Raw genomic sequence first — 26,918 nt, forward strand, 5'->3', positions numbered from 1 at the left:
CGCGCGGCACGGAACACCCGCCGCCTTCTTCCGCTGGCCATGCTGATCGGCGCCGCACTGCCGCTGGGCGGCTATGCCTGCGGCCCGGATTTTCCTAATCGGCTGCTGATCGATCGCAACGGCACCCTGCTGTATATGCCGGAGGGCAATTTCGCCTTCGAAGCCGGCCGGCTGGTGCCGACGGATAAACAGTTGCCGCACTGGCAAGCCCCGCCGCCGCCGATGCCGCCGAAACCGATGCCGCAATCGCCGGAAACGATAGCGATAGGCAAAATGCGCGCCGCCAAAACGGTGGAAGAGGCTGACGCCGTCAATACGCAGGGGTTGTCCAACGCCGCGCGTCTCTATCAACTGGGCGCCGTGGCTTTCGCCAACCACGATCCGCGCGCCGCAGACTATTTCCAGCAGGTGCTGAAGCTACCGGCCGCCGAACAGGGCGACTGGGGACTGCGGGCGCAGTATTCGCTTGGCCGCGTACTGATGGCTGACCACGGGACGCCGGTGAACGAATCCGGTGAAGCGGCCCCCGCCGCCGAGCACCCGCCAAAAGCCGCGCTTGAACAGGCGCTGACGGCATTCCAGCAGGTGATCGACCGGGTGAAAAGCGGCGCCGCCGATCCCGATCAGTTGGCGCTGAGCAGCCTTGGGCAGCAGGCGCGCATCCACCTGTGGCTGGGTGACGTCGCCCCCGCCGCCCATCTGTACGCGCAACAGGCGGCGCAGGGCGATCCGAGCGGCGGGCAGTCGCTGCAGTACGTCTCCAGCTTCCTGGTCAATCCCGACCATTTGGACACGCTGAAACAGATTATCGGCGATCCGTTGATCCAGCAGCTGGTGACCATTGAGCTGTTCGCCCGCAGCGGCAACCTGCAAATGGCGGATACCGACGGCAACGGCCGCTCCGCGCAAATCATCAACCAGATCCTGACGCTGCTGGACGGCTCAGTGAAAAGCGGCTTCGCCGGCAGCGATCGGCTGGCGGCGCTGGCTTACCGTTCGGGGCAGTACCCGATGGCGGCCAGCCTGCTGAAAAACGCCGGCGACAGCGGCCTGGCGTGGTGGCTGCGCGCCAAAATGGCGCTGCGCGACGGTGACGTGAAAGCCGCCACCGCCGCCTACGCCAAGGCGGCAAGCGCGTTCCCCGCCGACGAAAGCTGGGGTGAACAGCGCAACGCCGACTTCGTCGCGGAAACCATCGTGCCGGAGTGCCGGGTGGCCGGCGAACAGGCCATCCTGGCGCTGAACCGAGGCGACTATCTGCAGGCGATGGACCTGCTGTATCGCGGCAAAGCGCTTTACTGGGCCGACGTGGCCGACGTGGCGGAACGGGTGCTGACCGTCGATGAGTTGAAAGGCTTTGTCGATAAGCACGCCCCGGCGCCGACGACGCCGCTCAAGCCGGTTAATCCGGACGATTACGGCGGCCAGCAGATCACGCCGGAGGTGCAGCTGCGCGAACTGCTGGCGCGGCGGCTGATGCGCGCCGGGCGATCGCCGGAGGCGCTGGCCTACTTCGATATTCCCAACTACCGGCAAGCGGCGCAGCAGTTCGCCGACGAGCTGAAGGCCGCCAAGGACAAATCCGCTGCGCCGCTGGCGCGCGCGCAGGCTTACTATCGCGCCGCCAACCTGCTGCGCGCCCAGGGGCTGGAGTTTACCGGCTATGAGATGACGCCGGATTACGCCATCTATGGCGCCGGCTATTCCTATCTGGGAGATGCGTTCGATACCCGCGAGCTGAAGCATAAAAGCTGGATCGACAGCGCCGAAGCGGCGCGCGCCAAGGCGGCGCTACCGGCGGAAGACAACCGTTTCCTGCACTATCGCTGGCAGGCGGTGGGGCTGGCGCAACAGGCGGCCGATCTGCTGCCGCCTAAGAGCCAGGCCTATGCCGCCGTGCTGTGTAACGCCGCCAGCTGGGTTATCAAACGCGATGCCAAAACCGGCCGGGCGCTTTATCAGCGCTATATCAACACCGGCACCCGTTATCCGTGGGCGGCGAAATTCGGCTACGACTGCCCGGCGCCGGACTTCGCCGCCGTGGCGCCATAACGCCGAATTTCAGGCACTAAAAAGCCCGGCTCGCCGGGCTTTTTTTATCGAATCTCGCATCGACTCAGGCTTCGATCGCCATTTTCAGTTTCTTCATGGCGTTCTTTTCCAGCTGGCGCACGCGTTCGGCGGAAACGCCGTACTGATCGGCCAGCTCCTGCAGTGTCGACTTATTGTCGTCATCCAGCCAACGGGCGCGGATGATATGCTGGCTGCGCTCGTCGAGACCTTCCAGCGCATAGGCCAGTTTGTCTGCGGCGTTGCTTTCCCAGTTATCTTCCTCGATGCCTTCGGCGAAGTCCGAGCTCTTGTCCTGCAGGTACAGCACCGGCGCCATCGACTGGCCATCGCGGGCCTCGTCGTCCGGAGTCGGATCGAACGTCATGTCCTGCGCCGCCATGCGCGATTCCATCTCGCGCACGTCTTTGCTGGTGACGCCCAGCTCACGGGCCACCAGTTCCACTTCGTCCTGGTTGAACCAGCCCAAACGCTGTTTGGTTTTGCGCAGGTTAAAGAACAGCTTGCGCTGCGCTTTGGTGGTCGCCACTTTCACGATGCGCCAGTTGCGCAATACGTACTCGTGGATTTCCGCCTTAATCCAATGCACCGCAAAGGAAACCAGACGCACGCCGACTTCCGGGTTGAAGCGGCGAACGGCTTTCATCAGGCCGATGTTGCCTTCCTGAATCAGATCCGCCTGCGGCAGACCATAGCCTGAATAGTTGCGGGCAATATGAGCGACAAAGCGCAGGTGAGACAGGATGAGCTGCTTAGCGGCATCCAGATCGCCCTGATAATGCAGCCGTTCAGCCAGCTCCCGCTCTTCCTCTGCCGTCAGCATCGGATAGGCGTTGGCTGCCCGGATATAGGCTTCCAAGCTACCTTGGGGTACTAAGGCTAAAGTTTGCATTTCTTTGGTCATTCAAACCCTCTCTATGAGAATACAAAATCATGCAGGTGATTATTACAGCGGGGAAATGATTGATTCTACGGCAGTTGCTGAAGCAAAAGCGGTTCCACACGCCGGGCACCTTAACATTTGCTGCAATTTTTGACCGTACTCCGCCCTAAAAGTTCACCCTTTTTTGCAAGCATTGTTGCTGACAATACGTGACGAGGGTGCAGGCCGATAGGGAATTTGTGCGCTAAGAAGAGAGGGATGGTGCTGACTTCGCTTGAGGTCACTCTTCTCCCGCAACGCGATCAAAAGCAGCAGGAGAAGAGTATACCAAAAAAATCTTACTGTGGTGTAAATCGGCGTAAATGTTGCACCGTCGCCAGCCAGGCGGCGATCCAGCCGATCATCGCGGAGATGATCAGCAGCAGCAGCGCCTCATCCCAGCCCAGCCCGTGCAAGGTGAAGGTGGTGCCGAATACCTTGGCCACCCCGGCGACCACCGACTCCAGCTGCCACACCAGCGCGCCGGACAACACCAGCGACAGCAGCGCGCCGGCAAAACCCAGCATCGCCCCGCCGTTGAGGAACGGCCGCAGAATAAAGCCGTCGGTGGCACCGATCAGCTTCATCACGTTAATGGTGTCGCGGCGGCTGAAGATGCTCAGACGCACGCTGTTGCCGATCACCAGGAACACCGCCACGATCATCAGCACGCCGATGATCGCCGCGATCTGACCCGCCAGCCCGGTCAGCGCCGCCAGGCGGGCAAACCAGCTGTCATCCATACGCACTTCTTCCACGCCCTGCACCGCCGCTACGCGATCGCGCAGGGTGTTGAGGGTATCCGAACTCTGGAAGCTCATCTTCGGCGTGACGATCGCCACCGCCGGCAGCGGGTTCTCTTCCAGCATGTCCAGCGCGCCGCCAAAGCCCGACCAGTTGCGGAACTCGCCGCGCGCTTCTTCACGCGACAGGTAATTGACCTTCTCCACGCCGGCTTCCGCCTTGATGGCGTCGAGCACTTTCAGCGCGGCGTCGTCATCGAGCGATTTATCCAGATAAACGGTCAGCTGCGGCGTTGGATACCACTGGCTGGCCGCGGTGCTGACGTTTTTCCACACGATGTAGCACACGCTCGGCAGCGTCAGGGAAATGGCGATCACCATCACCGTCAGCAGCGTCGCCAACGGCTGACGCAGCATGTCTTTGATGGCGTTCATCCAGGCGTAACGCCACTGTTCGCGCCAGCCGCCGCGCAGCGCCTTGCTCTTGGCGGTTTTTGCGTTATTGGCCATGGTGAGCGCCCCCTTGCATGCGGCCCTGGCTCAGCGTCAGGATGCGGTAATTGCGGCGGGCGATAAGCCCGGTGTCGTGCGTCGCCATCAGTACGGTCACGCCGACGCGGTTGAATTCTTCAAACAGGCGCAGAATGCCTTCCGACAGCGCATCATCCAGGTTACCGGTCGGTTCATCCGCCAGCAGCACCGCCGGCTTGTTCACCACCGCACGGGCGATGCCCACGCGCTGCTGCTCACCGCCGGACAGCTGAATCGGGAAGTTTTTCGCTTTATCCAGCAAACCGACCTTGTCCAGCGCGGCGGAAACGCGGCGGCGGATATCTTCGGTGCTGGCGCCGGCGATGATCAGCGGCATCGCCACGTTGTCATACACCGTGCGATCCAGCAGCAGGTGGTGATCCTGGAAGATCATGCCGATCTGCCGACGCAGGAACGGCACCTCGCGGTTTTTCAAGCGACTGATGTCGTGACCGCCAAACCAGATGTGGCCGGCGCTGGGCCGTTCGATACCGCAAATCAGTTTCAGCAGGGTACTTTTCCCCGCGCCGGAATGGCCGGTCAGAAACGCCATCTCCGCCGGGCGCAGATGGAAATCAACCCCCTGCAGCGCTTGCCGTCCGCCCAGATAAGCTTTACTGACCTGTTCAAAGCGAATCATCCGTATTAATCCTCTCGGGCAAAAAGTGCCTCAATAAAATCGTCAGCCTTAAACGGCCGCAAATCTTCGATGCCTTCCCCGACGCCGATATAGCGGATCGGGATACCGAACTGATCGGCGATGGCGAAGATCACCCCGCCCTTGGCGGTACCGTCCAGTTTAGTCAGCGTGATGCCGGTTAAGCCCACGGCCTCATTAAATAATTTCGCCTGACTGACCGCATTCTGGCCGGTGCTGGCATCGAGCGTCAGCATAACCTCATGGGGGGCCTGGTCGTCCAGTTTTTTCATGACGCGGACGATCTTCTTCAGCTCTTCCATCAGGTGCGATTTGTTCTGCAGACGGCCGGCGGTATCGGCGATCAACACATCGATGCCGCGCGCCTTGGCGGCCTGCACTGCATCGAAGATCACCGAAGCGGAATCCGCGCCGGTATGCTGCGCCACCACCGGAATGCGGTTGCGTTCACCCCACACCTGCAGCTGCTCCACCGCGGCGGCGCGGAAGGTATCCCCCGCCGCCAGCATCACCGACTTGCCTTCCGCCTGGAATTGACGCGCCAGCTTGCCGATGGTGGTGGTTTTACCCACGCCGTTCACCCCGACCATCAAGATGACATACGGGGTTTTCCCGCTGACATCCAGCGGCTGATCGACCTTGGCCAGAATTTCGGACATTTCCTCCTTCAGCTTGCCGTACAGCGCTTCGGCGTCTTTCAGCTGCTTGCGGCTGGCGTGCTGGGTCAGGGAGGTGATGATTTTGCGCGTGGTATCCACGCCGACGTCAGCGATCAGCAGCTGTTCTTCCAGCTCGTCGAACAGATCGTCGTCGATCTTTTTACCGCGGAACAGCCCCATAAAGCCGGAGCCGAGGTTTTGTTTGGTCTTCAGCAGGCTGCGTTTCAGGCGGGCGAAGAAGCCTTCTTTGGTCGGCCTTTCCTGTTCTTGCGCCGCGGCCGGCACCACCGGCTCAAGCGGTTCTTCTTCCACTTCCGGCACGGATTCAGGTTCAACGACCGACACAGGCTCGACGACCGGCTCAGGTTCAACGACCGGCTCAGGCTCGACGACCGGCTCGGGTTCAACCACCGGCTCAGGCTCGACGACCGGCTCAGGCTCAACGACCGGCTCAGGCTCAACGACCGGCTCAGGCTCGACGACCGGCTCAGGCTCGACGACCGGCTCAGGCTCAACGACCGGCTCAGGCTCAACGACCGGCTCAGGCTCGACGACCGGCTCAGGCTCGACGACCGGCTCAGGTTCAACGACCGGCTCAGGCTCAACGACCGGTTGCTGTTGCGCCGCCACCTGTTCGGTGACGCTGACGATCTCTTCGGCCAGCGCTTGCGCCGCCGGCTGTTCAGCCGCCGCCGGCAAATTTTCCGCGATTTGCTCGCCGGCCTGACCGTTATCCCACTCTCCCGGGGTGTCGACGGAGGCGGCAGGTTCAGATTCCTGGGCGGGGAGCTTGTCGTCCAGCTTGGCGGCGGCCGGTGCAGCCGGCGTCTCCGCGGCCTGAGCTTCCGCCTGCTCTACCGGCTGCTCAGGTTGCTGTTGCTCTTCTTCCTTTTCCTTCTGGCCAAAGCCCAGCCAGGAGAAAAACCCACGTTTCTTATCTTTTGCCATGTTATGACTCTACTCCGTACCGAAGGCTCGCTTACCCTACATACCTGAAGGATATATGCTGACAATAATCCGCCGAGTCTATCACTTTCCCTCGCGCAGCAACACGCATCCGGCATGCTTTCCGGTGTGAAATCAGACAACAAAGTTTTACCGTTCCCCCCGACGCCCGTCACCGGTAGAATAGGGACAACTTTTCGTTAACCTCTGCGGCCCCGCGCCGCAAAAGAAATCAAACAACGCTTATGACAAGACTCTCGCCACGGGCGGCGGCCAAAAAACCGCCCCAGGCCGCAGCCGGACAGATCCGCATCATCGGCGGCCAATGGCGCGGCCGTAAGCTTCCGGTGCCGAACAGCCCGGGGCTGCGCCCCACCACCGATCGGGTACGCGAAACCCTGTTCAACTGGCTGGCGCCGGTGATTCAGGGCGCGCGCTGCCTGGACTGCTTCGCCGGCAGCGGCGCATTAGGGCTGGAAGCGCTGTCGCGCTATGCCGGCAGCGCCACGCTGTTGGAATTCGAGCGGCCGGTGGCGCAGCAGCTGGAAAAAAATCTGGCGCTGCTGCAGGGCAAAGGGGTGGTTATCAACACCAACGCGCTGAGCTGGCTGGCGGGCGACGGTCAACCGTTCGACGTGGTGTTCCTCGATCCGCCGTTTCGCAAAGGCCTGCTGGCGGAGACCGCCCTGCTGCTGGAGCAGCGGGGCTGGCTGGCCGACGAGGCCTGGATCTATGTAGAAGCCGAGGCGGAAAGCGCCGCGGCGGACGTGCCTGCCAGCTGGCAGTTGCACCGGGAGAAGGTCGCCGGCCAGGTGGCTTATCGCCTTTATCTTCGTTCGCAAGAGAAAACCGACCATGCTGATTAATCTGGGCCGCCTGCTGATGCTGTGCGTATGGGGCTTCCTGCTCTCTAACCTGTTCCATCCGTTTCCCAAGCCGCTGAAGTATTTCATCGACGTGGCGCTGTTCTTTATGGTGGTGATGCACGGCCTGCAGTTGGTGCTGTTGAAATCCACCCAGCCGAAGGATCAGCCGATCAGCTACTGGCAAGAGGCCAAGATCTTTATCTTTGGCGTGTTCGAGCTGCTGGCCTGGCAAAAGAAACAGCCGCCCATCAAGAAAAAGTGACCGCTACGGCTGAACGGTGAACGAGACGAAGCGCGTGCCCTGCATGTTTAACGTGCCCTGCGCGCCTTTTTCTATCGGGTTGTACTGCCATTGCTTCAGCCGCAGCGTAATGTTTTCACCACCCTGGTTAGGGCTGAACACCACCTCGTAATACATCGGCTCGTTGACCAACGGCTCGCGCTGCGGCGCACGGGTCTTGGCGACCGGGAAGCTCCGCTTGTCGCTCACCGTCACCTGCAGACTGCGCATCGGCGCGCGATCGTTTTCCGCCTCCTGCTGGCGCTGTTTGAAGTAACGTTGCGTGGCCAGCACGGCGATCAACGCAATGACGGCGACAAAAAATAACGGTGGCTTACTCATCGGTTTCCCATTTCCTTCACGGTCAAATCGGCGTAAACATAGCATTCTCAAGAAAGCATTGTCGATCGTCGGCAGGCTACCTACACTGAAATGAAGAAGTGACATGGGTGACAGTTTGGAGCCGGTGGTTGCGGCTCCCTCCTACATAAGGAAGACATAAATGAGTTGGCCGTTCCTTGCCGTATTCTTTTCCGGTTGGCTGTTCGTCGACGCCTCTTACCGTGGGCCGCGCTGGCAGCGTTGGGTGTTCAAACCCGTCACGCTGCTGCTGCTGTTGCTGTTGGCCTGGCAGGCGCCGGTGCTCAGCGCCGCGGGCTATCTGATCGTACTCGGCCTGCTGGCAACGCTGATCGGCGATGCGCTGCTTCTGTTGCCGCGCGAGCGGGTGCTGTACGCCATCGGCGCCTTTTTCCTGTCCCACTTGCTGTACACCCTGAGTTTCGCTAGCCAGATGACGTTCAGTCTGTTCTGGCCGCTGCCGCTGGCGCTGCTGGCAATCGGCGCATTGCTGCTGGCCGCCCTTTGGACCCGGTTGGAAGAGATGCGTTGGCCGATCGTCACCTATGTGGCGATGACGCTGCTGATGGTCTGGCTGGCGGGCGAGCAATATTTCCTGCGCAGCACCGATTTCGGCTTCTCGCTGCTGACCGGCACCTCGCTGCTGCTGCTGGCCAACGTGGTTTGGCTGCTCAACCGCTACCGCTTCACCTTCCGCGCGGCGGACGCCATCGTGGCTTTCTGTTACTTCTCCGGCCACTTCCTGATCGTGCGTTCGCTCTACCTGTAGAGACCTGCCGCGGGTTCGGCGCGCCGAACCCGTTTCTTCATCAAGCCAGCGCTTTCAACGTCAGGGCATCACCCGCACCCAGCTGATTGCGGTACAGATCGCCGTCGCGCGAGAAGAACGCCAGCGTGCTGCCATCCGCCTGCAGCAGGGCGATGCCGTCCGGCGCCGGGCGCCAGCCCACCACCTCGGCCGCAAATACGCTTTGCAGACAACGCTGCCGATCCACCAGCTGGTAGCCGTTGGTCTCGCTTTGCTCATTGGCCAGAAACTCGATTTGGCATTGCCGTTCGCTGTCGGCTACCTGCCATTGCCCCGCCAGCGACTGCGCGGTCGGCAGCGCCAGACTGCCGGCCATCACCGCACTCGTCACCATCATGCCTCCCGCCGCCAGGGCGGCGCGCGTTAAAGTACCTTTCATACCGGCTCCCACATCACGCCCGGCCGAGACTGCGCCGGGCGCTCCGTTGCTGCGTTACACGATAAAGTCAGTGGCGACGTCTACCTGACCGACGATTTTCACCAGGAAGTCAGGCGCCTGATGACCACCGATGTTCACCGACAAATCGGTCACGTTGTTGGACGCGTTGTAGCTCAGCAGCGCTTCACCGGCCGCGCCGCTGAAGTGATCGACGAAGTGAATGAAATCGCTGCTCTGCGCTTCTTTGTTGAAGAACGAAAGATCAATCTTGTCGATCCCTTTCTGGAAGTCGCGGATCCAGTCTGAAGCGCCCGGCGCGGAATCGCTGGCGGCAGAGAACACGAAGATGTCTTTACCGGCACCGCCCCACAGCTCATCCGCCCCGCCGCCGCCGAACAGCACGTCGTTACCCGCGCCGCCTTTCAGCACGTTATTGGCCGCGTTGCCGACGATCACGTCGTTGCCGGAACCGCCAATGGCGTTCTCGATGGTCACACCGGCGGCGATCGAGACGTTGCCTTTCAGGCCGCCCACGTCGGAGAACGACTTCTCGTTCAGGTTGATGCGCTGGTTAGCGGTATAACCGGAGAAGTCGAAGGTATCGTTGCCACCCGCATCCCAGGCCGCAAAGATCACTTTCTGCGAATTGCTGGTGGTGCTGAGGAAGTCACGACCGGTGTTGGAGTTAAAACCGTACACGGTGTCGCCGGTGCGGGTCGACAGGTTGGCGCCATACAGATGTTGAATGGCGGCAATGTCATCCAGCAGCGGAGCTGCGGCGTAATGACCGCCGTTATCACCACCGGTGTTGGTTTCGCTCCAGTAGCTCATCAGGCTGAACTGACGGGTGTCTTCCGCATAAGTGACGTCGCGATAGGTCGGGTTGCCTTCACCGGCGTTGTAATCGCCCGGGTGGCTCAGACCCAGCGCATGGCCAATCTCATGGGTAAACGTCTGGCGGCCGTAGTCTTCGGTCGCCGGATGCTTCACGTTGGACTGGTTGACGTTGTACCAGGTCTGGCCCCCCAGATCCTGCCCCTGCCAAATGGTGTTCGGCAGGAAGGCGTAGGCCTGGGTGCCGTAATCATAGTGGCCGGGACGATCCTGGCTGTAGTTACCGAAGGTGATGTTGGCCTTTTGTCCGGCCGCCACTTCGGTAAAGGTGATATTGGCGACGTCGGCCCAGGACTGCAGCGACAGCTTAGCCTGCTGCTGCTGTTCCGCGCTGAACTTGCTCAGCCCGGTGTCGCCGGCGACGTTGGTGGAAGAGAACTTATAGTCCGGGAAGGAGAAGGTTAATTTGACCGGCTGGCCAAATACCTTGTAACCGTTCCAGGTTTGGTTCTCACGGGTAATAAACAGCCCAGCTTGCTCGTTAGAAAATGAATCCTTGCCATTAATCTGAATCCCGTTGCCCCGCTCATGATAATGCAACAGGTCGTCTACAGCATCGTAGCCGGTTGTGGCGGCCGCGAAGTTGGATTCAGTAATTTCAATTGCCTTTTTAGTAGATTGCATTGGTTCGATTCCACTCATTACCTGATTGATATCAATCAGACAGATAGACATAACCTCCCCGTAAGCCACGGTTAATGAACCTTAAGCTTGCTGGAAGGGGCTTATGCGCCGTTACCGGCAGTGTGTTTGGTAGAATTAATGCATATATATCAGCAAATAAGATCACCATTAAAAATGGTAATCGATTCCAATTATAGGCAGGACCGCAAAACTGCACATAAAATAATCAACCATTTATTATCGCAACGAAAGTTTGTTATGCTACTTTTTGCGCTTATTTACAAAACAAATGAAACTTAGAGAGGAGAAGTTGGCACCAAACTTCAATAGCAATGCGGCTTGCAGACACAAGCGAATCATGCTGGCTAATTAGGCGCCAAAAGATAAATTTTGCTAACGCGTTATAGATAAATAACTCTTTATTATTAGACCGGGCGACTTTTTAGTTTCTATAGGAATATTATTTTCTTATTTAAACTAACGGCGGCGAGACTTTTTCTCGAAATAGGTAATAAGAAAAAGCAATAGATTAAAATTCGCATTATTCATTATTGAATGAATCCCCCCATAACGCCTGAACGCCGTTAGCAATAATTCTCATCCGGCGCTTGACTCTGGAGTGGACTCCAGGGTGTAGAGTCAGCTGAGCAAACCCGGTTAACTGCCCGAAGGGGGACGTTATGCACAATCAGCAAAATCATAATCATCAGGAACATCACCACGCCGAAGGCGGATGCGGCTGCAACCACAGCCACAGCAAAACCCAGCATGGCTGCAGCAGCGAGCCGAAAAACGCCGCTGCGCAGACCGAACACGCCCATCACCATCACGATCATGGCGAGAGCGGCTGCGCCGCCGCCCCCGACGATCCGGACGAGGAAAGCGACAGGCTGGCCGCCGCTCCCCCTTCCGGCAGCCAACGTTTCAGCTGGAAAGTCACCGGTATGGACTGCCCCAGCTGCGCCAAGAAAATCGAAAATGCCGTCACCGCGCTCCCCGGCGTTGACAGCGCACGCGTATTGTTCGCCACCGAAAAACTGGTGGTCGACGCACAGTCCGATATCAGCCTGCGGATCCAGGACGCGGTCGCCCAGGCCGGTTTTACCCTGCTCGGCGTTCAGACAGCCAAAGATGCCGCGCCAAAAGCCTCGCGCTTCGGCGAATTTGCGCCGCTGCTGTTGTTAACCACCCTGATGGTGGTCAGCTGGGTGCTGGATCGGATTAACCCGGAGCTGGGTCGCATCGCCTTTATCGCCACCACGCTGGTCGGGTTGGCGCCGGTCGCCGCCAAGGCGCTGCGTCTGATTCGCTCCGGCACGCCGTTCGCCATCGAAACGCTGATGAGCGTGGCGGCCATCGGCGCGCTGTTCATTGGCGCCACCGCCGAGGCGGCGATGGTGCTGCTGCTGTTTATGGTTGGCGAGCTGCTGGAATCCTACGCCGCCAACCGTGCGCGGCGCGGGGTGAAGGCGCTGATGGAGCTGGTGCCGGAAGATGCGCTGCTGCTGCAAGGCACGGAACGCAAACGCGTGCCGGTCGCCAGCCTGCGCCCCGGCGACGTGATTGAAATCGCGCCCGGCGGGCGTCTGCCGGCCGACGCCGAGCTGCTCAATCCGTTCGCCAGCTTCGACGAAAGCGCCCTGACCGGCGAATCGGTGCCGGTCGAGCGTCAACAGGGGGAAAAAGTGGCCGCCGGCAGCCTGTCCGTCGATCAGGCGGCACAGATGAAGGTGATCTCAGAGCCCGGCAAAAACGCCATCGACCGCATTCTGCAATTGATTGAAGAGGCCGAAGAGCGCCGCGCGCCGATCGAACGCTTCCTCGATCGCTTCAGCCGCTACTACACCCCGGCCATCATGCTGCTGGCCGTCGCGGTGATCCTGGTGCCGCCGCTGCTGTTCTCGCAGCCGTGGGAGACCTGGATCTATCGCGGCCTGACGCTGCTGCTGATCGGCTGTCCATGCGCGCTGGTGATCTCGACGCCGGCGGCCATCACATCTGGGCTGGCGGCCGCCACGCGGCGCGGCGCGCTGATTAAAGGCGGTGCGGCGCTGGAGCAACTGGGCCAGATTCAAACCATCGCCTTCGATAAAACCGGCACCCTGACCGAAGGCAAGCCGACGGTCACCGACGTGCTGCCCATCGGCGCGCTGACCGAACAACGGCTGTTGCAGCTTGCCGCCGCGGTAGAGGCCGGTTCGCATCACCCGCTGGCGCAAGCGATCATTAACCGCGCCGCCGCCAGCGGGGCCGAGCTGCCGCTGGCGCAGGCGCGCCGCGCGCTGGCCGGCGTCGGTGTGGAAGGGATCGTGGACGGCAAGACCGTGCTGATCAGCGCGCCGGGCAAGCTGGCGCCGGGCCTGCTCGCCACCCAATGGCAGAGCCAGGTAGACAAGCTGGAAAACGCCGGTAAAACGGCGGTGGTGGTGCTGGAAGACGGCGCGCCCATCGGCTTGCTGGCGCTGCGTGATACGCTACGCAGCGACGCCAAACAGGCGATAGCCGAACTGAACGCGCTGGGTATTCGCGGCGTGATGCTGACCGGGGACAACCCGCGCGCCGCCGCGGCGATCGCCGGCGAGCTGGGCCTCGACTATCGCGCCGGTCTGTTGCCGGAAGATAAGGTCGCCGCGGTTACCGAGCTGAACGAACTGCGCCCGACGGCGATGATCGGCGACGGCATCAACGACGCCCCGGCGATGAAAGCCTCCAACATCGGCATCGCCATGGGCAGCGGCACCGATGTGGCGCTGGAGACCGCCGACGCCGCCCTGACCCACAACCGGCTGGTGGGCGTCGCGGAAATGATCCGCATCTCGCGCGCCACCCACGCCAATATCCGGCAAAACATCACCATCGCGCTGGGATTGAAAGGGGTCTTTCTGATCACCAGCCTGCTGGGGTTAACCGGGCTGTGGCTGGCAGTGCTGGCGGACTCCGGCGCCACCGCGCTGGTCACCGCCAACGCGCTGCGGCTGTTGAGAAAGCGCCAATAACGTGACGCCAGGCCGGGTTCCTCAATGGGAACCCGCCATTATCGATTGCAGCGAAGATACTAAGGATATTGTCGGCGCGTATGTAACACCCGCAACACCCGGATGTGAGTTTCCAGCACCTGGTAAATCAGGAGATAATGGGGATGCAAGGGGATTTCATGCGTGCCGTCCACTCTGCCACGCCGGAAAATTCGAGGATGCCTGGCGGCGGGAGTGACGGCCTCCATGATGAGAACCTTCATTTTTCTGGCCGCCAGAGGGTTATCGTTGGCGATGAATCCCACAATCTCCGCCAGATCCTGACGTGCGGCTCGAGTCCATTCGATGTTGAGCATTATGCCTGCTTCGCGTTGATCCTGGCTTCTGCAGCAGCGATAACAGCATCCATTTCAGCCATCACGTCATCATGAGGAATACCGGGCCACGGCTCATCCATGGCTTCCTGAACTCTTTCAAGAAACCAGCGCTCATAGCCCTGTGTGTGTTCCTCATTTTCCATCTTGGCAACCGTAGGCAGTAGTAAAATACTCATCATCGTTTGTCCCTTTCGAACGCTCCCCAATCGCAGGGAGCTTATCTTACGAGACGATTAAAAACTATACACCTTTCCGTAACAGATAACGGTATGGCGCCTGCTCGGTCTCCTGCGCCACCAGCGTGTGCTCCATAAAGCGGCAGAACCCCGGGATATCGCGGGTAGTGGCCGGATCGTCGGCAATAATCAGCAGCGTTTCGCCGTTGTCCATATGGCGCACGGTTTTACGCACCATCATCACCGGTTCCGGGCAACGCAGCCCCAGCGCGTCGAGCGTCTGGTCTGCCTGGGCAAATAAGTCAGTCATGCAATTTTTCTCGTTCAAAAACGATCGGCGAACGCTCGCCGCATCTCATTAGCGCCTAGTTTACGCCGGTAGTTTTTCTGCGCAAGATGCGTTAACGTTTGCGTTAAATTTAACCATTGCATTGGTTGCGCAAACGCGTATCATGCCGCCGCGCAGCGTTTTTTGCTGTTTTGACAAGACACACTGGGTTCCCTCACCCCACTGCTAAAAAGGCTACAACATGTATTCGTTTACCGCACAGCAGCGCTTCACGGCGTTGGTCTGGCTTTCGCTGTTTCATATCGCCATCATTACCTCTAGCAACTACCTGGTGCAGCTGCCGATCACCGTTTTCGGCTTCCATACCACCTGGGGCGCCTTTACCTTCCCGTTTATCTTCCTGGCGACCGATCTGACCGTACGCATTTTCGGCGCGCCGCTGGCGCGACGTATTATCCTGGCGGTGATGGTGCCGGCGCTGTTCATCTCTTATGTGATCTCCACCGTCACCTATCAGGGAGAATGGCAGGGCTTCGCGGCGCTGAGCAGTTTTAACCTGTTCGTGGCGCGCATCGCCGTGGCCAGCTTTATGGCCTATGTGCTCGGCCAGATCCTCGACGTACACGTCTTCAACCGCCTGCGCCAACGCAGCGCCTGGTGGGTGGCGCCGGCGGCGGCGATGTTCCTCGGCAACATCAGCGATACGCTGGCGTTCTTCTTCATCGCCTTCTACAAGAGCAGCGATCCCTTCATGGCCAACAACTGGGTGGAGATCGCGCTGGTGGATTACAGCTTCAAGGTGATGATCTGCCTGCTGTTCTTCCTGCCGATGTACGGCGTGTTGCTGAACATGCTGCTCAAACGCATCGCGGCGCGCAGCGGCAGCCTGCAGCCGAGCTGAGTCGTGTTATTCTGGGCGGCCCTATCCTTTGGAGGCCGCCCATGCTCCCCATCGTCCGCACCGCCACGCTCGAAGAAATCCACCGCCTTTACCAAAGCATCCCCGAATTCGGCGGCCTGCACAGCCTGGCCGATCTGCAGCAGCGTATCGGCACCGCCCCCGCCAGCCTGTTGATCGCCGAGATAGACGGGCAGCCGGCCGGTTTCAAACTCGGCTATCAACGGCAGGAAACGGTGTTTTACAGCTGGCTGGGCGGCGTGCTGCCGGCATTCCGTCGCCACGGCGTGGCGCAGGCCTTGTTGGCCGAACAAGAACGCTGGGCGCGGGTGCAGGGCTATCGCCAACTGACGGTCAAAACCCGTAACCGGTTCCGCGCCATGCTGACGATGCTGCTCGCCCACCACTATCAGATTGTTCAGCTGGAAAAGAAAGGCGAAGTGGCTGATTATCGGCTATTACTGGAAAAAAACTTGTGACAACATCTGCCTTGCATTTCAACCTGGAATAGGTTGCGATACGACAGTGAATCCCTACCGGAAAGGAAGAAGGAAGCCCGATGCGTAAAGTAGCGAAATTGATGGGTATCAGCCTGCTGGCGCTTGGCCTCGCGGCCTGCGACGGCAACACCAAAGACACCAAGGCAGCGCCAGACGGCGCGGCGGCCAGCGCGCCGGCCGGGCAGCAGGTGAGCCTGCTGGACGGTAAGCTGGCGTTCACCCTGCCGGTCGGCATGGCGGATCAGAGCGGCAAGCTGGGCAACCAGGCCAACAACATGCATGTTTACGCAGACAGCACCGGCCAGCGCGCGGTGATCGTGATCCTGGGTGACAAGACCGCAGACAGCCTGGAGACCCTGGCCCAGCGCCTGGAGAACACCCAGCGCGCGCGTGACGCCAACCTGCAGGTGATCACCAACAAAGCGCTCGACGTCAACGGTGTGCCGCTGCGTCAGCTGGACAGCATCATCACCAGCGGCGGTGAAAAGGCGTATTCTTCCGTCCTGATCGGCTCGCTGAACAACAACATGCTGACCATCCAGGTAACGCTGCCGGCAGACAATCAGCAGCAGGCGCAGACTGAAGCCGAAGGCATCATCTCCACCCTGAAGCTGAAGCAGTAATCCCACAGAGGGCCGGCTTGCCGGCCCTTTCGTTTTTATGCCAGCGCCTGCGCCAGCAGGGTGATCGGATGTTCGCAGCGTTTGCTGGTGGACATTTCGATCTGCCATTTGCAGGTTTCGCAGTCGGTCACCACCAGATCCACTCCGCTCTCTTCTATCTGCCGGAACAGCGGCGCGCCAATGCCTTGCGACGTGGCGTAGTTCTCCGATTTGAACCCGTAAGTGCCGGCGATGCCGCAGCACTGCGAATCCAGCACCACCAGCTCCAGCCCCGGTATCTGCCGCAGCAGCTCCAGGGTATAGGCGGTCCAGCCCATCTTCTCCATATGGCAAGGCGTGTGATAAGCCACCCGCAGCGGCGTGCGCTTGAGCGGCAGGCTGCGCCCCTGATTGATCAGGCGATAGAGATAGCGCGTCGCCAGCTCCACCCGATCGCGCACCGCAGTGGTGTCTACGTCCAGCAGATGAGGGTATTCGTCACGCAGGGTGAAGGTGCAGCTCGATGAGGTCGCCACCACCGGAATGCCGCGCTCTAGCACCGTTTCCTGCAGCGATTCGGCATTGACCCTAGCCTGCTTTTTAGCCTGCTCGATAAATCCGTTGGCGATCAGCGGCACGCCGCAGCATTTCTCGCGTTTCAGCAGCTGCACGCCGATATCCAGCGCGTTGAACACCCGGACCAAATCCTTGCCCAGCTGCGGGTGGTTATAGTTGACGAAGCAACCGTGGAAGAATGCCACCTGCTCGGCGTAACGCTGCTGAGCCTGCGCCTGTTGCCGGTACCAGCGGCGGAAGGTGCCGAAGGAATATTTCGGCAGTTCGCGCCGGTGATCGATCTTCAGCGCCTTGTCCAGCAGCTTGCGCACCGGTTTCAACCCGGTGGCGGCGTTGACGATCGGCGCAAACGGCGTCGACAGCGATCCCATGATATCGGTATGGCTGAGGATGGCATCGCGCAGCGTCGGCTTGCTCTGGGCGAAGTCGGCGCGGGCGCGCTGAATGATGTCGCCGATTTTGACGTCGGACGGGCAGGCCACTTCACAACGCTTGCAGTTGGTGCAGTATTTCAGCGCTTCGTCGTACAGCGCCGGGTCTTTCAGCCGCAGCCGCTCGCCGTCCGGCCCCGCCTGTTTCGGCCCCGGGTAGAGCGGGTTCACTTTGGCGACCGGGCAGTAAGTGGTGCAGACGGTGCATTTGATGCAGCTTTCAAAGCTGTGGTCCCGATGCAGGCTCATACGTTCTCCTCCGCGGCGATCTGCTGCGCGACGTGCAGCGCGCCGATCAATGACACGCCGGCGCCGCAGCCCTGCTGCAGCGGATCGTAGCCGCCGGCGACCGCGCCGATGGCGTACAGGTTGTCGAACGGCACTCCCTGCTTCATCGCCCGCAACCTGCCGTCGGTACGCACGCCGAACTGCAGGTAAGGCTGCGGCGCGAACAGCTCGCGTCGGCTCCAGTCGGCGCGATCCGCCCGACTGTGTACGTCCAGCCCGAAGATCGGTTCGCGCACCCCGTCGAAATCGGCCACCAGTCCATTGCTGAAGAAGCTGCCGCTGGCCAGCACCACCTGCTGCGCCCGCAGCGGAATATCGCCGTGGTTGCGGGTGTACAAACCGGTGACGCGGCTGGCCTCGCTCTCGGCGCGCAGCACGCTGTCGCCCGGCATGAAAACGCCGCCCAACTGCTGGAAACGCCGCCGCAGCGCCTGATGCAAGCGCATGCCGGGCACCGAAGGCGGCAACGTCGGCAGCAGTCGGATCGGCTTGCCGACCGCATCCTGCAGCACCGCCAGCGACGCGTCGTCCTCCAGGCCCAGACAGGCCGGCAGGAAGAGCGCCTCGGCCTCGCCCGCCAGCCGCCGCAGCTCTTCGGCCATCGGCGGCAGGCTTTCCATCAAATCCAGTACCCGGGCGATGTTCACCGCGCGGAACTCGCTGGGGTTATTGCGCAATCTGTCCAGCGCCGGCATGTGCAGATAGGCTACCTCCGTCTCTACGCCAAGCTCGCGGCTCAGGGCGTCGGCGGCCATCTGCGGTTGGAAGTCGAGGAACCCTTCGATGCCGATCACCGCAATACGCCGCCACGGCAGTTGGCCGGTCAGCGGCAGCGTCGGGATCGCTTGCGGGCTGAGCCAGGTGGCGCGGCGCGTGCCGAGCGGCGTGATGCGCAGATGGTTGTTCACCCCCTCGCCCTGCAGATTCAACCCGCAGCGTTCCAGCAGCCGCTGCGCGGCGGCGGACAGCGCCGCCACCCGGCCGGGCCCGATCAGGGCGTACGGATGCTGCGGCGCCTGTTGCGCCAGCTGCGGCAACGCCGCCAGCGGCATCTCGACCGGCGTGCCGTCCGGCAATCTCGCCAGCAGATCGAGCGAGCCGGAGGAGAAGTAGAGCGCGCTCTGGCCAGAACTGACCACCGCGCAGCGCTTGCCCTGTTCGGCCACGGCAATGGCGCAGCTCAGGCCCGCCAGACCACCGCCAATCACCACAACGTCAAATCGCATCATCCGCCTCCTGCTCCTGGTCGGCCTGGGCTTCAAGCCCGCATAATCCCTGGTAAACCCAGCTGGTGAATTCGCTCTCGCGCAGCGCATCGCCCCAGGCGATCGGCCGTACGCCTTTCCAGCGTTCGTTGAGGAACTGCGACAGCTGCGCGATGGATTGCTGCGGCGTGCTGACGTTAAAGCGCGTCAACAGCCCGGCGGCGCGGCAGGCGCAGAGTTCGCCCTGGCAGGTGCCCATGCCGACACGGGTGCGGCGGCGCAGATCCACCAGGTTATTGACGGTCAGCGAGTTGACCGCATAGCGCACTTCCCCGGCGGTCACCGCCTCGCATTCGCACACCAGGCTGGTGTCGAGCCGATCGGCCGCCGGCACCTGGCTGGCGCGATCGCCGTGCCGATAGATCGCCGAGCCGCGAATGCTGGCGGGCAGAGAAACCACGCTGCGCACCGTTTCCTCCGCCGACTGACGGGATCCGGGCAGCGCGTCCTGCGCGGTGGTGCACGGACTATTTACGCCGAGCTTTTCGCATACCTTGTCGGTGGCCCACTCCGCCATCAGGCGGTAGGTCATCAGCTTGCCGCCGGTGATGGTGATAAACCCTTCCAGCCCGTCGCGGGCGGCGTGATCGAGCAGCACGATGCCGCGGCTGACGTTGCGCCCGCTGGGATCGTCGTCGCTGGCCACCAGCGGCCGCACCCCGGCATAGGCGCGCAAAATGCGGGTCTGCGCCAGGGTGGGCGCCAACAGCGCCCCTTCGCGGATCAGAATGTCCACCTCCTGCGGGGTCACCAGCATGTTGTCAATTTGGTCGTAGTCGATATGGGTCGAGGTGGTGCCGATCAGCGAGATGGTGTCGCCCGGCACCAGGATGTCGGCGTCCGCCGGTTTGCGGCAGCGGTTGATCACCATGTTGTTGATGCGATGGCCGAGGATCAGCAGCGCTCCCTTGGCCGGGAACATGCGGATGCGCAAATCGGCGTATTCGGCGATCTGCTGGCCCCAGATACCGGCGGCGTTGACCACCACCGGCGCGTGCAGCTCATAGCGCCGCTGATTCTGATGGTCGTAAACGCGCACGCCCGTCACCCGATCGCCGCTGCGCAGCAACCCCACCACCTGATGGTAGGTCAGGATCTGCGCGCCGTGCTCGCGCGCGTCCAGCATGTTGGCGGCGGTCAGCCGGAAGGGATCGACGGTGCCGTCCGGCACCCGCACCGCGCCGATCAGCGCCGGGTTGGCCGCCGGCTCCAGGCGCAGCGCCAGCTGCGGGTCGATCGCTTCGGCGTCGATGTCGGCCTGGCGACAGGCGGCGATAAACTGTTGCTGATAGTCCAGCGAGTCCTGCGGCAAGGTGATGAACAGCCCATCGGTGCGCTCGATGCAGTGGTGGGCAATGCGTTTCAGGATGCGGTTCTCTTCGATACACTCGCGCGCCGACTCGCCGTCGGTCACCGCATAGCGCGCGCCGCTGTGCAGTAAACCGTGGTTGCGGCCGGTGGCGCCGGTGGCGATGTCGTGGCGCTCCAGCAAAATGCATCGCAAGCCGCGCCGCGCACAGTCGCGGGCGATGCCTGCGCCGGTGGCGCCGCCGCCGATGATGATCACATCCGTTTCGCCGCCGTCAAAATAGCTGCTCATGTCGCTCCCTCAGGATCGGTAGTTATGAGCCTATTGAGCCACGGTTATTAGGGTCTTTGTTTGATAAGGAACAATAACGAACATGAAACGAAATAAAAATGTCCACAAAAAACCATCAATGTGATCATAATCACGATTTTTGGACGTTTTTCTATTTCATAACGTTAACGAATCGCTCAAAATCCGCCGTGGTTTCATGAAAGTGTAACAATTGCGCCATTCGTCACAGCGACACCAGGCGTATTTGATGACAATGGCGCTCGTTATGGAACACAAAAACACCACATTCGATATCCGCTCAATCATCAAATGAACGTAAAAGGTCATATTGATGTGATAACAGATAAAGCCATCGGAGGCGCTCATGTTGAGTATTTTTAAGCCGGCCGCACACATCGCCCGTGTGCCGAGCGATAAGGTAGACCCGCTCTACCGTAAGCTGCGCTGGCAAATTTTCCTGGGGATCTTCTTCGGTTACGCCGCCTACTATCTGGTGCGTAAGAACTTCACCCTGGCCATGCCTTACCTGATCGAACAAGGCTTCAGCCGCGGTGACCTCGGCTTCGCGCTGTCGGGCATCTCCATCGCCTACGGCTTCTCCAAATTCATCATGGGTTCGGTCTCCGACCGTTCCAACCCGCGAGTGTTCCTGCCTGCCGGCCTGATCCTGGCGGCGGCGGTGATGTTGTTCATGGGCTTCGTGCCGTGGGCAACCTCCAGCATCGCCATCATGTTCGTCCTGCTGTTCCTGTGCGGCTGGTTCCAGGGCATGGGCTGGCCGCCGTGCGGCCGCACCATGGTGCACTGGTGGTCGCAGAAAGAACGCGGCGGCATCGTCTCCATCTGGAACTGCGCCCACAACGTGGGCGGCGGCCTGCCGCCGCTGCTGTTCCTGCTGGGCATGGCCTGGTTCAACGACTGGCACGCGGCGCTGTACATGCCGGCCTTCGGCGCCATCCTGGTGGCCCTGATCGCCTTCGGCCTGATGCGCGACACCCCGCAATCCTGCGGCCTGCCGCCGATTGAAGAGTACAAAAACGACTACCCGGACGACTACAGCGAAAAAGACGAAGAAGAGCTGACCGCCAAGCAGATCTTCATGCAGTACATCCTGCCGAACAAGCTGCTGTGGTACATCGCGGTCGCCAACGTGTTCGTCTACCTGCTGCGTTACGGCATTCTGGACTGGTCGCCGACCTACCTGAAAGAAGTGAAGCACTTCGCGCTGGACAAGTCTTCCTGGGCCTACTTCCTGTATGAATACGCCGGTATCCCGGGCACCCTGCTGTGCGGCTGGATGTCGGACAAAGTGTTCAAAGGCAACCGCGGCGCCACCGGCGTGTTCTTCATGACGCTGGTGACCATCGCCACCGTGGTGTTCTGGATGAACCCGGCCGGTAACCCGACCGTGGACATGATCTGTATGCTGGTCATCGGCTTCCTGATCTACGGTCCGGTAATGCTGATCGGCCTGCACGCGCTGGAGCTGGCGCCGAAGAAAGCCGCCGGCACCGCCGCGGGCTTCACCGGCCTGTTCGGCTACCTGGGCGGCTCGGTTGCGGCCAGCGCCATCGTCGGTTACACCGTAGACTTCTTCGGTTGGGACGGCGGCTTCATGGTGATGATCGGCGGCGGCGTGCTGGCGGTTATCCTGCTGCTGCTGACCATGCTGAACGAGAAGAAACACCACGCGGAAATCGCTGCCGGCAAGCGCGGCTAACCGTCACACGACTTTTGCATGATTTAAAGGCCGCCCTGCGGCCTTTTTACTACCCTGCCCCCAACAACACGGAGAAAACGGAATGCGGACTCAAGTCAAAGCCCTGCTGACAGGGATCATTCTCGCCACCTCAATGGTCAGCGCCGCGCAGGCGGCGGACAAAGTGGTGATCGCCCACCGCGGTGCCAGCGGCTACCTGCCGGAACACACCCTGCCGGCGAAGGCGATGGCCTACGCGCAAGGCGCCGATTACCTCGAGCAAGATCTGGTGATGACCAAGGACAACGAGCTGGTGGTGCTGCACGACCATTACCTCGATCGCGTCACCGACGTCGCCGAACGTTTCCCGAACCGCGCACGAAAAGACGGTCGTTATTACGCCATCGACTTTACGCTGGCGGAGATCAAATCGCTGAAGTTCACCGAAGGCTTTGACATCGAAAACGGCAAGAAGGTACAGGGCTACCCTGGCCGCTTCCCGATGGGCAAATCCGACTTCCGCGTCCACACCTTCCAGGAAGAGATCGAATTCGTACAGGGTCTGAACCATTCGACCGGCAAAAACATCGGCATCTATCCTGAAATCAAAGCGCCTTGGTTCCACAAGCAGGAAGGCAAAGACATCTCCAGCAAAGTGCTGGCGGTGCTCAAGCAGTACGGCTACACCGGCAAGAACGACAACGTCTACCTGCAGTGCTTCGACGCCAACGAGCTCAAACGCATCAAGAACGAGCTGGAGCCGAAGCTGGGCATGGATCTGAAGCTGGTGCAGCTGATCGCCTACAACGACTGGCAGGAAACCTACGAGCAGAAAGCCGACGGCAAGTGGGTGGAATACGACTATGACTGGATGTTCAAACCGGGCGCGATGAAGAAAATCGCTCAGTATGCCGACGGCATCGGGCCGGACTACCACATGCTGGTGGTGGCGGATCAATCCAAACCGGGCCACATCGTGCTGACCGACATGGTGAAAGAAGCGCACGCCAGCAAGCTGGCGGTGCACCCGTTCACCATCCGCGCCGATGCGCTGCCGAAGTACGTGACCGACGTAAACCAGCTGTATGACGTGATTTACAACCAGGCCGGCGTCGACGGCGTGTTCACCGACTTCCCGGACAAGGGCGTGCAGTTCCTGCAGAAGCAGGGCCAGCACAAGTAATAACAAGGGCGCTGCAAGGCGCCCTGATTATTTCAGAGGAACATCTTGCGCAGGTAGTGCGGCACCGCGTTATCGGCATTGGAACCGATCACCTCCAGCTCCGGCAGCATATCCTTCAGGCGCTGATGCGCATCGCGCATGATGCAGCCCTTGCCGGCCATCGACAGCATCTCCAGATCGTTCATGCCGTCGCCGAAGGCGATGCACTCTTGCAGCGTATAACCGATGATCTTGGCCACTTCTTCCAGCGCATGCCCTTTCGACACGCCGCCCGCCATCACTTCCAGGCAGGTCGGGAACGAGAAGCTGACGTTGACCCGATCGCCCCAGCGGGCGTTGATGGCGTCTTCCACCTGCAGCAACCGCTCGTGGTCTTCACAGGTGAAGTAAACCTTGCAGACGCCGTCGGTTTCCAGCAGGCCCGGCTCGAACAGCTGATATTTGAACACCGACTCCTGGAAGTACTCTTCCTGCTCCGGGCTTTCGCGGTTGGTAAACCAATCGTCGTTGCGGTAGACGTTGGTGGTAATCTGCGGATCGTCGTGCAGCATGCCGTACAGATCGCGGGCGATATCCCCGTCCAGGTTATGGCTGAAGATCAGCTCGCCAGCCGTGTTGTGCACCCGCGCGCCGTTGGAGGTGATCATAAAGGCGCTGATTTCCAGGCTGTCGCGGATCTGCGCCACGTCGATGTGGTGGCGGCCGGTGGCGAACACGAAATGCACGCCGCGCTGGGTCAGCAACTTCAGCGTTTCTTTGGCGTACGGCGACAGGGTATGGTCGGGAGACAGCAGCGTGCCATCTAAATCGGAAGCGACGACGTGATACATAGCGTTATGTTCTAACCTCTGATGGAGTTGTCGGCGGCAGCGCGCCGCCTAAGTGTTGAGCAAAGAAGCGCAGGATTGCGTTCAGTGCTTCGGCGCGCATCGCGTCCCGCTCGAACAGGATCTCATGGCGTGCGCCGTTGATAACCCACGGAAGCCCCCCTTCGCAAGGGCGCCCCGCGTCTGACAGAGCCTGACAAAAAGCCTGGTGCGAACGGTTGTCGACCACCCGTTCTTCACCGGCCTGCAAAAGCAACAGCGGCGTTGTGATTTTCCCGGCCTGCGCGATGATCTGCCGGCCGGCGCGGATGCTCTCACGCACCCAATGGTAAGTCGGCCCGCCCACCTGCAGCTCGGGATAGTCGGCGTAATAACGCAGGCTGCGCCGGTAGCGCTCGCGGCTGTGAGTCAACACGTTGACCACATAGGGCAGCGGACGCCACTGGCCGGTGCCCACCGCGTAATAATCACGGATCGCCGGGCGTGTCTCCACCCAGTCGAGAATGCGGTCGGCCAGCCAGCCCGGCATCGGCAACTGGATGCCGAACATCGGCGCGCAAAACGCCGCCGCGTCGAACGCCTGCGGCCGGCGCTGCAGGAACTGCGCCAGGATCGCGCCGCCCATCGAATGCGCCAGCGCGAAACGCTGCCGGTAACCGCGCGACTCGACCTCGCGCAGCCACAGCTGCTCGAAATCGTCCACGTAGTCGGCAAAGTTTACCACATGACCGCGGTGCGTATCCGCCAGTAAACGCCCGGAGCGCCCCTGGCCGCGATGATCGACGATCACCACGTCGTAACCGCAGTGGAACAGGTCGTAGGCCACCTCAGGGTATTTCACGTAGCTTTCGATGCGGCCGGGGCTGACCACCACAACCCGCTGATGCCGCGCGGAACGGAAGCGCACAAAGCGGATCGGCACGCCGTCCACGCCGCTGAACTCGCCTTCTTCGCGCTGCCGCCAGAAATCCAGCAGCGGCCCGGTGGCGAAGGCAGCGAACTGCGTTTCACGCGTTAACCAGTCATCGGAGCTGAGAGTGAACGAGGTCATCGAGAGCGTTTTCCCTGTGGAGCCGGCGGAAAATGTGACCGCTGGCACAAGAAATCATACTAGCGTATTGTGATTCAATTCTGACAAAAAACGGCGCCGCCTCGGCGCATTGTGGCACAAAACGACACTTTCAGGGAGCCGAGAACCATGACCTTGGACTGGTGGTTAACCTACCTGCTGACCACGCTTATCCTTAGCCTGTCCCCCGGATCCGGTGCCATCAACACCATGAGCACCGGCATCAGCCACGGCTATCGCGGCGCCGCCGCGTCAATCGCCGGGCTGCAGGTCGGGCTGAGCGCGCACATCGTGCTGGTGGGCATCGGCCTCGGCGCGCTGATATCGCAATCGCTGCTGGCGTTCGAGCTGCTGAAATGGCTGGGCGCCGCCTACCTGGTGTGGCTCGGCATCCAGCAATGGCGCGCCGCCGGCGCGCTGGATCTGCATGCGCTGGCGGGCAGCATGCCGCGCCGCCGCCTGTTCCGCCGCGCAGTGCTGGTCAACCTGACCAACCCGAAAAGCATCGTGTTCCTCGCCGCGCTGTTCCCGCAGTTCATCTTGCCCCATCAGCCGCAGGCCGAACAGTATCTGGTGCTCGGCGTCACCACCGTGGTGGTGGATATTCTGGTGATGATCGGTTACGCCACCCTGGCGACGCGCATCGCCGGCTGGCTGAAGACCCCGCGTCAAATGCAGCTGCTCAATCGGGTGTTCGGTTCGCTGTTTATTTTGGTGGCGGGGCTGCTGGCGACCGCCCGCAAAGCCTGACAAAAAAGGCCGGGCATCGCTGCTCGGCCTTGGGCATTTCACTGCCGGTTAGCGGGTAAAGATCAGGTGTAACCCGAAGCCGGTAAACAGCACGCCAGCCACCCCGTCTATCCACTTGGCCAACCGCTGATAACCGCGGCGCATCGCCGGCAGCGCGAACACCACCGCCACCAGGCTGAACCAGACGAAGGTCTCGGCGACGATCAGCAAGAACAGCCCCCAGCGCGCCCCGGCGCCGACGCTGTCGCCGACGAACAGCGAGAACACGCTGCCGAAATAGATCACCGCTTTCGGGTTGGACAGGTTGGTCAAGAAGCCGCGAATAAAGCTGCGCCCGGCCTTCGGCAACGCCACCTGGGCCTCTGCCGCGGGCGGAGCTTGCTGCGCCCGCGCGGAACGCAGCAGTTGCCACCCCATCCAGCACAGGTAAATGCCGCCGCCGACCATGATTATCTGATGCAGCCAGGCCATCTTCTGCAGGATCAGATGCAGCCCCATCAACGCCACGCCGGCCCATACCACGATGCCGAGCGAAATGCCGACCACGCCCATCATCGCCTCGCGGCGCGAGCGGCTGGCGGCGGTCTGCGACACGAAAAAGAAGTCCGGCCCCGGGCTCATCAGCGCAATCAGATGCACCAGCGCCACGGTGAGAAACAGCATCAGCATGATTT

At 61.1% G+C, this 26,918-nt stretch carries 27 protein-coding genes; 11 read left to right on the forward strand and 16 right to left on the reverse strand.

Annotation, left to right across the window (positions count from 1 at the left end; all coding sequences use genetic code 11):
• The first annotated feature begins 39 nt into the window (after positions 1–39).
• Positions 40–2,052, forward strand: a complete 2,013-nt coding sequence (locus tag ACJ8J1_RS21725) for a hypothetical protein (RefSeq protein ID WP_405053043.1) — start codon at positions 40–42, stop codon at positions 2,050–2,052.
• A 64-nt stretch (positions 2,053–2,116) separates the two neighbouring features.
• Here ACJ8J1_RS21725 and rpoH read toward each other — a convergent pair whose 3' ends face one another.
• From rpoH to ftsY, 4 genes are all read right to left on the reverse strand, one after another.
• Entirely contained in the window at positions 2,117–2,974 is an 858-nt protein-coding gene (rpoH, locus tag ACJ8J1_RS21730) for an RNA polymerase sigma factor RpoH (protein WP_004934345.1), read from the reverse strand.
• 317 nt (positions 2,975–3,291) lie between these two features.
• Complete coding sequence (gene ftsX, locus ACJ8J1_RS21735) at positions 3,292–4,245, reverse strand: permease-like cell division protein FtsX (RefSeq protein ID WP_033636680.1); 954 nt, start codon at positions 4,243–4,245, stop codon at positions 3,292–3,294.
• On the reverse strand, positions 4,235–4,906 hold the full coding sequence (gene ftsE / locus ACJ8J1_RS21740; protein ID WP_004934337.1) for a cell division ATP-binding protein FtsE: 672 nt from the start codon (positions 4,904–4,906) through the stop codon (positions 4,235–4,237). Before ftsE ends, ftsX begins: the two co-directional genes overlap by 11 nt.
• A 5-nt stretch (positions 4,907–4,911) precedes the next feature.
• A complete protein-coding gene (gene ftsY / locus ACJ8J1_RS21745) occupies positions 4,912–6,531 on the reverse strand; it encodes a signal recognition particle-docking protein FtsY (RefSeq protein ID WP_047573128.1) in 1,620 nt (539 codons plus the stop codon).
• Between the two features lie 242 nt (positions 6,532–6,773).
• Here ftsY and rsmD point away from each other — a divergent pair, with 242 nt between their 5' ends.
• Positions 6,774–7,394 (forward strand): 16S rRNA (guanine(966)-N(2))-methyltransferase, encoded by a 621-nt coding sequence (gene rsmD, locus ACJ8J1_RS21750; protein WP_033644994.1) that lies wholly within the window; start codon positions 6,774–6,776, stop codon positions 7,392–7,394.
• Entirely contained in the window at positions 7,384–7,656 is a 273-nt protein-coding gene (locus ACJ8J1_RS21755) for a DUF1145 family protein (RefSeq protein WP_004934327.1), read from the forward strand. Before rsmD ends, ACJ8J1_RS21755 begins: the two co-directional genes overlap by 11 nt.
• 3 nt (positions 7,657–7,659) lie before the next feature.
• On the opposite strand, the gene ACJ8J1_RS21760 is transcribed toward ACJ8J1_RS21755, so the two are convergent.
• Positions 7,660–8,016, reverse strand: coding sequence for a DUF2500 domain-containing protein (locus ACJ8J1_RS21760; RefSeq protein WP_033644996.1), 357 nt, complete (start codon positions 8,014–8,016; stop codon positions 7,660–7,662).
• A gap of 160 nt (positions 8,017–8,176) precedes the next feature.
• Here ACJ8J1_RS21760 and ACJ8J1_RS21765 point away from each other — a divergent pair, with 160 nt between their 5' ends.
• Positions 8,177–8,803, forward strand: coding sequence for a lysoplasmalogenase (locus tag ACJ8J1_RS21765; protein WP_033644998.1), 627 nt, complete (start codon positions 8,177–8,179; stop codon positions 8,801–8,803).
• 40 nt (positions 8,804–8,843) lie between these two features.
• Here ACJ8J1_RS21765 and ACJ8J1_RS21770 read toward each other — a convergent pair whose 3' ends face one another.
• Positions 8,844–9,221: an AprI/Inh family metalloprotease inhibitor gene (locus tag ACJ8J1_RS21770; protein ID WP_025304893.1), complete on the reverse strand. Its 378-nt coding sequence runs from the start codon at positions 9,219–9,221 to the stop codon at positions 8,844–8,846.
• Positions 9,222–9,275: 54 nt separating this feature from the next.
• A complete protein-coding gene (locus tag ACJ8J1_RS21775) occupies positions 9,276–10,739 on the reverse strand; it encodes a serralysin family metalloprotease (protein ID WP_033644999.1) in 1,464 nt (487 codons plus the stop codon).
• 680 nt (positions 10,740–11,419) lie between these two features.
• Between ACJ8J1_RS21775 and ACJ8J1_RS21780 the strand changes: the two genes are divergently transcribed.
• Positions 11,420–13,735, forward strand: coding sequence for a zinc/cadmium/mercury/lead-transporting ATPase (locus ACJ8J1_RS21780; RefSeq protein WP_033645000.1), 2,316 nt, complete (start codon positions 11,420–11,422; stop codon positions 13,733–13,735).
• Between the two features lie 59 nt (positions 13,736–13,794).
• Here ACJ8J1_RS21780 and ACJ8J1_RS21785 read toward each other — a convergent pair whose 3' ends face one another.
• The 3 genes from ACJ8J1_RS21785 to tusA all read right to left on the reverse strand — a co-directional run bounded on the left by ACJ8J1_RS21785 (position 13,795) and on the right by tusA (position 14,577).
• Complete coding sequence (locus tag ACJ8J1_RS21785) at positions 13,795–14,070, reverse strand: type II toxin-antitoxin system RelE/ParE family toxin (protein ID WP_033645001.1); 276 nt, start codon at positions 14,068–14,070, stop codon at positions 13,795–13,797.
• Complete coding sequence (relB, locus tag ACJ8J1_RS21790) at positions 14,070–14,270, reverse strand: type II toxin-antitoxin system RelB family antitoxin (protein ID WP_223524348.1); 201 nt, start codon at positions 14,268–14,270, stop codon at positions 14,070–14,072. The genes ACJ8J1_RS21785 and relB overlap by 1 nt, the downstream gene beginning before the upstream one ends.
• A gap of 61 nt (positions 14,271–14,331) precedes the next feature.
• On the reverse strand, positions 14,332–14,577 hold the full coding sequence (gene tusA, locus ACJ8J1_RS21795) for a sulfurtransferase TusA (RefSeq protein ID WP_025304890.1): 246 nt from the start codon (positions 14,575–14,577) through the stop codon (positions 14,332–14,334).
• 220 nt (positions 14,578–14,797) lie between these two features.
• Here tusA and ACJ8J1_RS21800 point away from each other — a divergent pair, with 220 nt between their 5' ends.
• The 3 genes from ACJ8J1_RS21800 (at position 14,798) to ACJ8J1_RS21810 (ending at position 16,577) form a co-directional block, all read left to right on the forward strand.
• Positions 14,798–15,457: a 7-cyano-7-deazaguanine/7-aminomethyl-7-deazaguanine transporter gene (locus ACJ8J1_RS21800; RefSeq protein WP_025304889.1), complete on the forward strand. Its 660-nt coding sequence runs from the start codon at positions 14,798–14,800 to the stop codon at positions 15,455–15,457.
• A 41-nt stretch (positions 15,458–15,498) separates the two neighbouring features.
• Positions 15,499–15,933, forward strand: a complete 435-nt coding sequence (locus tag ACJ8J1_RS21805) for a GNAT family N-acetyltransferase (protein WP_033645002.1) — start codon at positions 15,499–15,501, stop codon at positions 15,931–15,933.
• Between the two features lie 80 nt (positions 15,934–16,013).
• On the forward strand, positions 16,014–16,577 hold the full coding sequence (locus tag ACJ8J1_RS21810) for a DcrB family lipoprotein (protein WP_033645004.1): 564 nt from the start codon (positions 16,014–16,016) through the stop codon (positions 16,575–16,577).
• Positions 16,578–16,612: 35 nt separating this feature from the next.
• Here the strand turns inward: ACJ8J1_RS21810 and glpC are convergent, their stop codons facing one another.
• The 3 genes from glpC to glpA are packed head-to-tail and all read right to left on the reverse strand — an operon-like array spanning position 16,613 to position 20,716.
• Positions 16,613–17,812 carry an anaerobic glycerol-3-phosphate dehydrogenase subunit GlpC gene (glpC, locus tag ACJ8J1_RS21815; protein ID WP_033645005.1) on the reverse strand — a complete coding sequence of 400 codons (1,200 nt, stop codon included), beginning with the start codon at positions 17,810–17,812 and terminating at the stop codon, positions 16,613–16,615.
• A complete protein-coding gene (gene glpB / locus ACJ8J1_RS21820; protein ID WP_033645006.1) occupies positions 17,809–19,077 on the reverse strand; it encodes a glycerol-3-phosphate dehydrogenase subunit GlpB in 1,269 nt (422 codons plus the stop codon). The genes glpC and glpB overlap by 4 nt, the downstream gene beginning before the upstream one ends.
• Entirely contained in the window at positions 19,067–20,716 is a 1,650-nt protein-coding gene (gene glpA / locus ACJ8J1_RS21825; RefSeq protein WP_033645008.1) for an anaerobic glycerol-3-phosphate dehydrogenase subunit A, read from the reverse strand. Before glpA ends, glpB begins: the two co-directional genes overlap by 11 nt.
• 364 nt (positions 20,717–21,080) lie before the next feature.
• On the opposite strand from glpA, the gene glpT reads away from it, so the two are divergent.
• Together glpT and glpQ are read left to right on the forward strand one after the other, a co-directional pair.
• A complete protein-coding gene (glpT, locus tag ACJ8J1_RS21830; RefSeq protein ID WP_033645009.1) occupies positions 21,081–22,436 on the forward strand; it encodes a glycerol-3-phosphate transporter in 1,356 nt (451 codons plus the stop codon).
• 82 nt (positions 22,437–22,518) lie between these two features.
• Positions 22,519–23,598 (forward strand): glycerophosphodiester phosphodiesterase, encoded by a 1,080-nt coding sequence (gene glpQ / locus ACJ8J1_RS21835; protein WP_025304882.1) that lies wholly within the window; start codon positions 22,519–22,521, stop codon positions 23,596–23,598.
• Between the two features lie 32 nt (positions 23,599–23,630).
• Here glpQ and yigL read toward each other — a convergent pair whose 3' ends face one another.
• A complete protein-coding gene (gene yigL / locus ACJ8J1_RS21840; protein ID WP_033645010.1) occupies positions 23,631–24,428 on the reverse strand; it encodes a sugar/pyridoxal phosphate phosphatase YigL in 798 nt (265 codons plus the stop codon).
• Positions 24,429–24,432: 4 nt separating this feature from the next.
• Entirely contained in the window at positions 24,433–25,476 is a 1,044-nt protein-coding gene (pldB, locus tag ACJ8J1_RS21845; RefSeq protein WP_033645012.1) for a lysophospholipase L2, read from the reverse strand.
• 147 nt (positions 25,477–25,623) lie between these two features.
• Between pldB and rhtB the strand changes: the two genes are divergently transcribed.
• Positions 25,624–26,244, forward strand: coding sequence for a homoserine/homoserine lactone efflux protein (rhtB, locus tag ACJ8J1_RS21850; RefSeq protein ID WP_033645013.1), 621 nt, complete (start codon positions 25,624–25,626; stop codon positions 26,242–26,244).
• 48 nt (positions 26,245–26,292) lie between these two features.
• Here the strand turns inward: rhtB and rhtC are convergent, their stop codons facing one another.
• Entirely contained in the window at positions 26,293–26,913 is a 621-nt protein-coding gene (gene rhtC, locus ACJ8J1_RS21855) for a threonine export protein RhtC (protein ID WP_033645015.1), read from the reverse strand.
• Between the last annotated feature and the right edge of the window lie 5 nt (positions 26,914–26,918).

Origin of the sequence: Serratia sp. CY37869, assembly GCF_052168895.1 — a bacterium.
Lineage (GTDB): Bacteria > Pseudomonadota > Gammaproteobacteria > Enterobacterales > Enterobacteriaceae > Serratia > Serratia ureilytica.

Coding starts and splice junctions, on each gene's coding strand:
- ACJ8J1_RS21775 (WP_033644999.1), bottom strand. CDS start 10,739: ATGCAATCTACTAAAAAGGCAATTGAAATTACTGAATCCAACTTCGCG.
- glpQ (WP_025304882.1), top strand. CDS start 22,519: ATGCGGACTCAAGTCAAAGCCCTGCTGACAGGGATCATTCTCGCCACC.
- rsmD (WP_033644994.1), top strand. CDS start 6,774: ATGACAAGACTCTCGCCACGGGCGGCGGCCAAAAAACCGCCCCAGGCC.
- ftsY (WP_047573128.1), bottom strand. CDS start 6,531: ATGGCAAAAGATAAGAAACGTGGGTTTTTCTCCTGGCTGGGCTTTGGC.
- yigL (WP_033645010.1), bottom strand. CDS start 24,428: ATGTATCACGTCGTCGCTTCCGATTTAGATGGCACGCTGCTGTCTCCC.
- ftsE (WP_004934337.1), bottom strand. CDS start 4,906: ATGATTCGCTTTGAACAGGTCAGTAAAGCTTATCTGGGCGGACGGCAA.
- pldB (WP_033645012.1), bottom strand. CDS start 25,476: ATGACCTCGTTCACTCTCAGCTCCGATGACTGGTTAACGCGTGAAACG.
- glpT (WP_033645009.1), top strand. CDS start 21,081: ATGTTGAGTATTTTTAAGCCGGCCGCACACATCGCCCGTGTGCCGAGC.
- rpoH (WP_004934345.1), bottom strand. CDS start 2,974: ATGACCAAAGAAATGCAAACTTTAGCCTTAGTACCCCAAGGTAGCTTG.
- glpA (WP_033645008.1), bottom strand. CDS start 20,716: ATGAGCAGCTATTTTGACGGCGGCGAAACGGATGTGATCATCATCGGC.
- ACJ8J1_RS21805 (WP_033645002.1), top strand. CDS start 15,499: ATGCTCCCCATCGTCCGCACCGCCACGCTCGAAGAAATCCACCGCCTT.
- ACJ8J1_RS21760 (WP_033644996.1), bottom strand. CDS start 8,016: ATGAGTAAGCCACCGTTATTTTTTGTCGCCGTCATTGCGTTGATCGCC.
- ftsX (WP_033636680.1), bottom strand. CDS start 4,245: ATGGCCAATAACGCAAAAACCGCCAAGAGCAAGGCGCTGCGCGGCGGC.
- tusA (WP_025304890.1), bottom strand. CDS start 14,577: ATGACTGACTTATTTGCCCAGGCAGACCAGACGCTCGACGCGCTGGGG.
- ACJ8J1_RS21770 (WP_025304893.1), bottom strand. CDS start 9,221: ATGAAAGGTACTTTAACGCGCGCCGCCCTGGCGGCGGGAGGCATGATG.
- glpB (WP_033645006.1), bottom strand. CDS start 19,077: ATGCGATTTGACGTTGTGGTGATTGGCGGTGGTCTGGCGGGCCTGAGC.
- rhtC (WP_033645015.1), bottom strand. CDS start 26,913: ATGCTGATGCTGTTTCTCACCGTGGCGCTGGTGCATCTGATTGCGCTG.
- ACJ8J1_RS21800 (WP_025304889.1), top strand. CDS start 14,798: ATGTATTCGTTTACCGCACAGCAGCGCTTCACGGCGTTGGTCTGGCTT.
- rhtB (WP_033645013.1), top strand. CDS start 25,624: ATGACCTTGGACTGGTGGTTAACCTACCTGCTGACCACGCTTATCCTT.
- ACJ8J1_RS21765 (WP_033644998.1), top strand. CDS start 8,177: ATGAGTTGGCCGTTCCTTGCCGTATTCTTTTCCGGTTGGCTGTTCGTC.
- glpC (WP_033645005.1), bottom strand. CDS start 17,812: ATGAGCCTGCATCGGGACCACAGCTTTGAAAGCTGCATCAAATGCACC.
- relB (WP_223524348.1), bottom strand. CDS start 14,270: ATGATGAGTATTTTACTACTGCCTACGGTTGCCAAGATGGAAAATGAG.
- ACJ8J1_RS21755 (WP_004934327.1), top strand. CDS start 7,384: ATGCTGATTAATCTGGGCCGCCTGCTGATGCTGTGCGTATGGGGCTTC.
- ACJ8J1_RS21725 (WP_405053043.1), top strand. CDS start 40: ATGCTGATCGGCGCCGCACTGCCGCTGGGCGGCTATGCCTGCGGCCCG.
- ACJ8J1_RS21810 (WP_033645004.1), top strand. CDS start 16,014: ATGCGTAAAGTAGCGAAATTGATGGGTATCAGCCTGCTGGCGCTTGGC.
- ACJ8J1_RS21780 (WP_033645000.1), top strand. CDS start 11,420: ATGCACAATCAGCAAAATCATAATCATCAGGAACATCACCACGCCGAA.
- ACJ8J1_RS21785 (WP_033645001.1), bottom strand. CDS start 14,070: ATGCTCAACATCGAATGGACTCGAGCCGCACGTCAGGATCTGGCGGAG.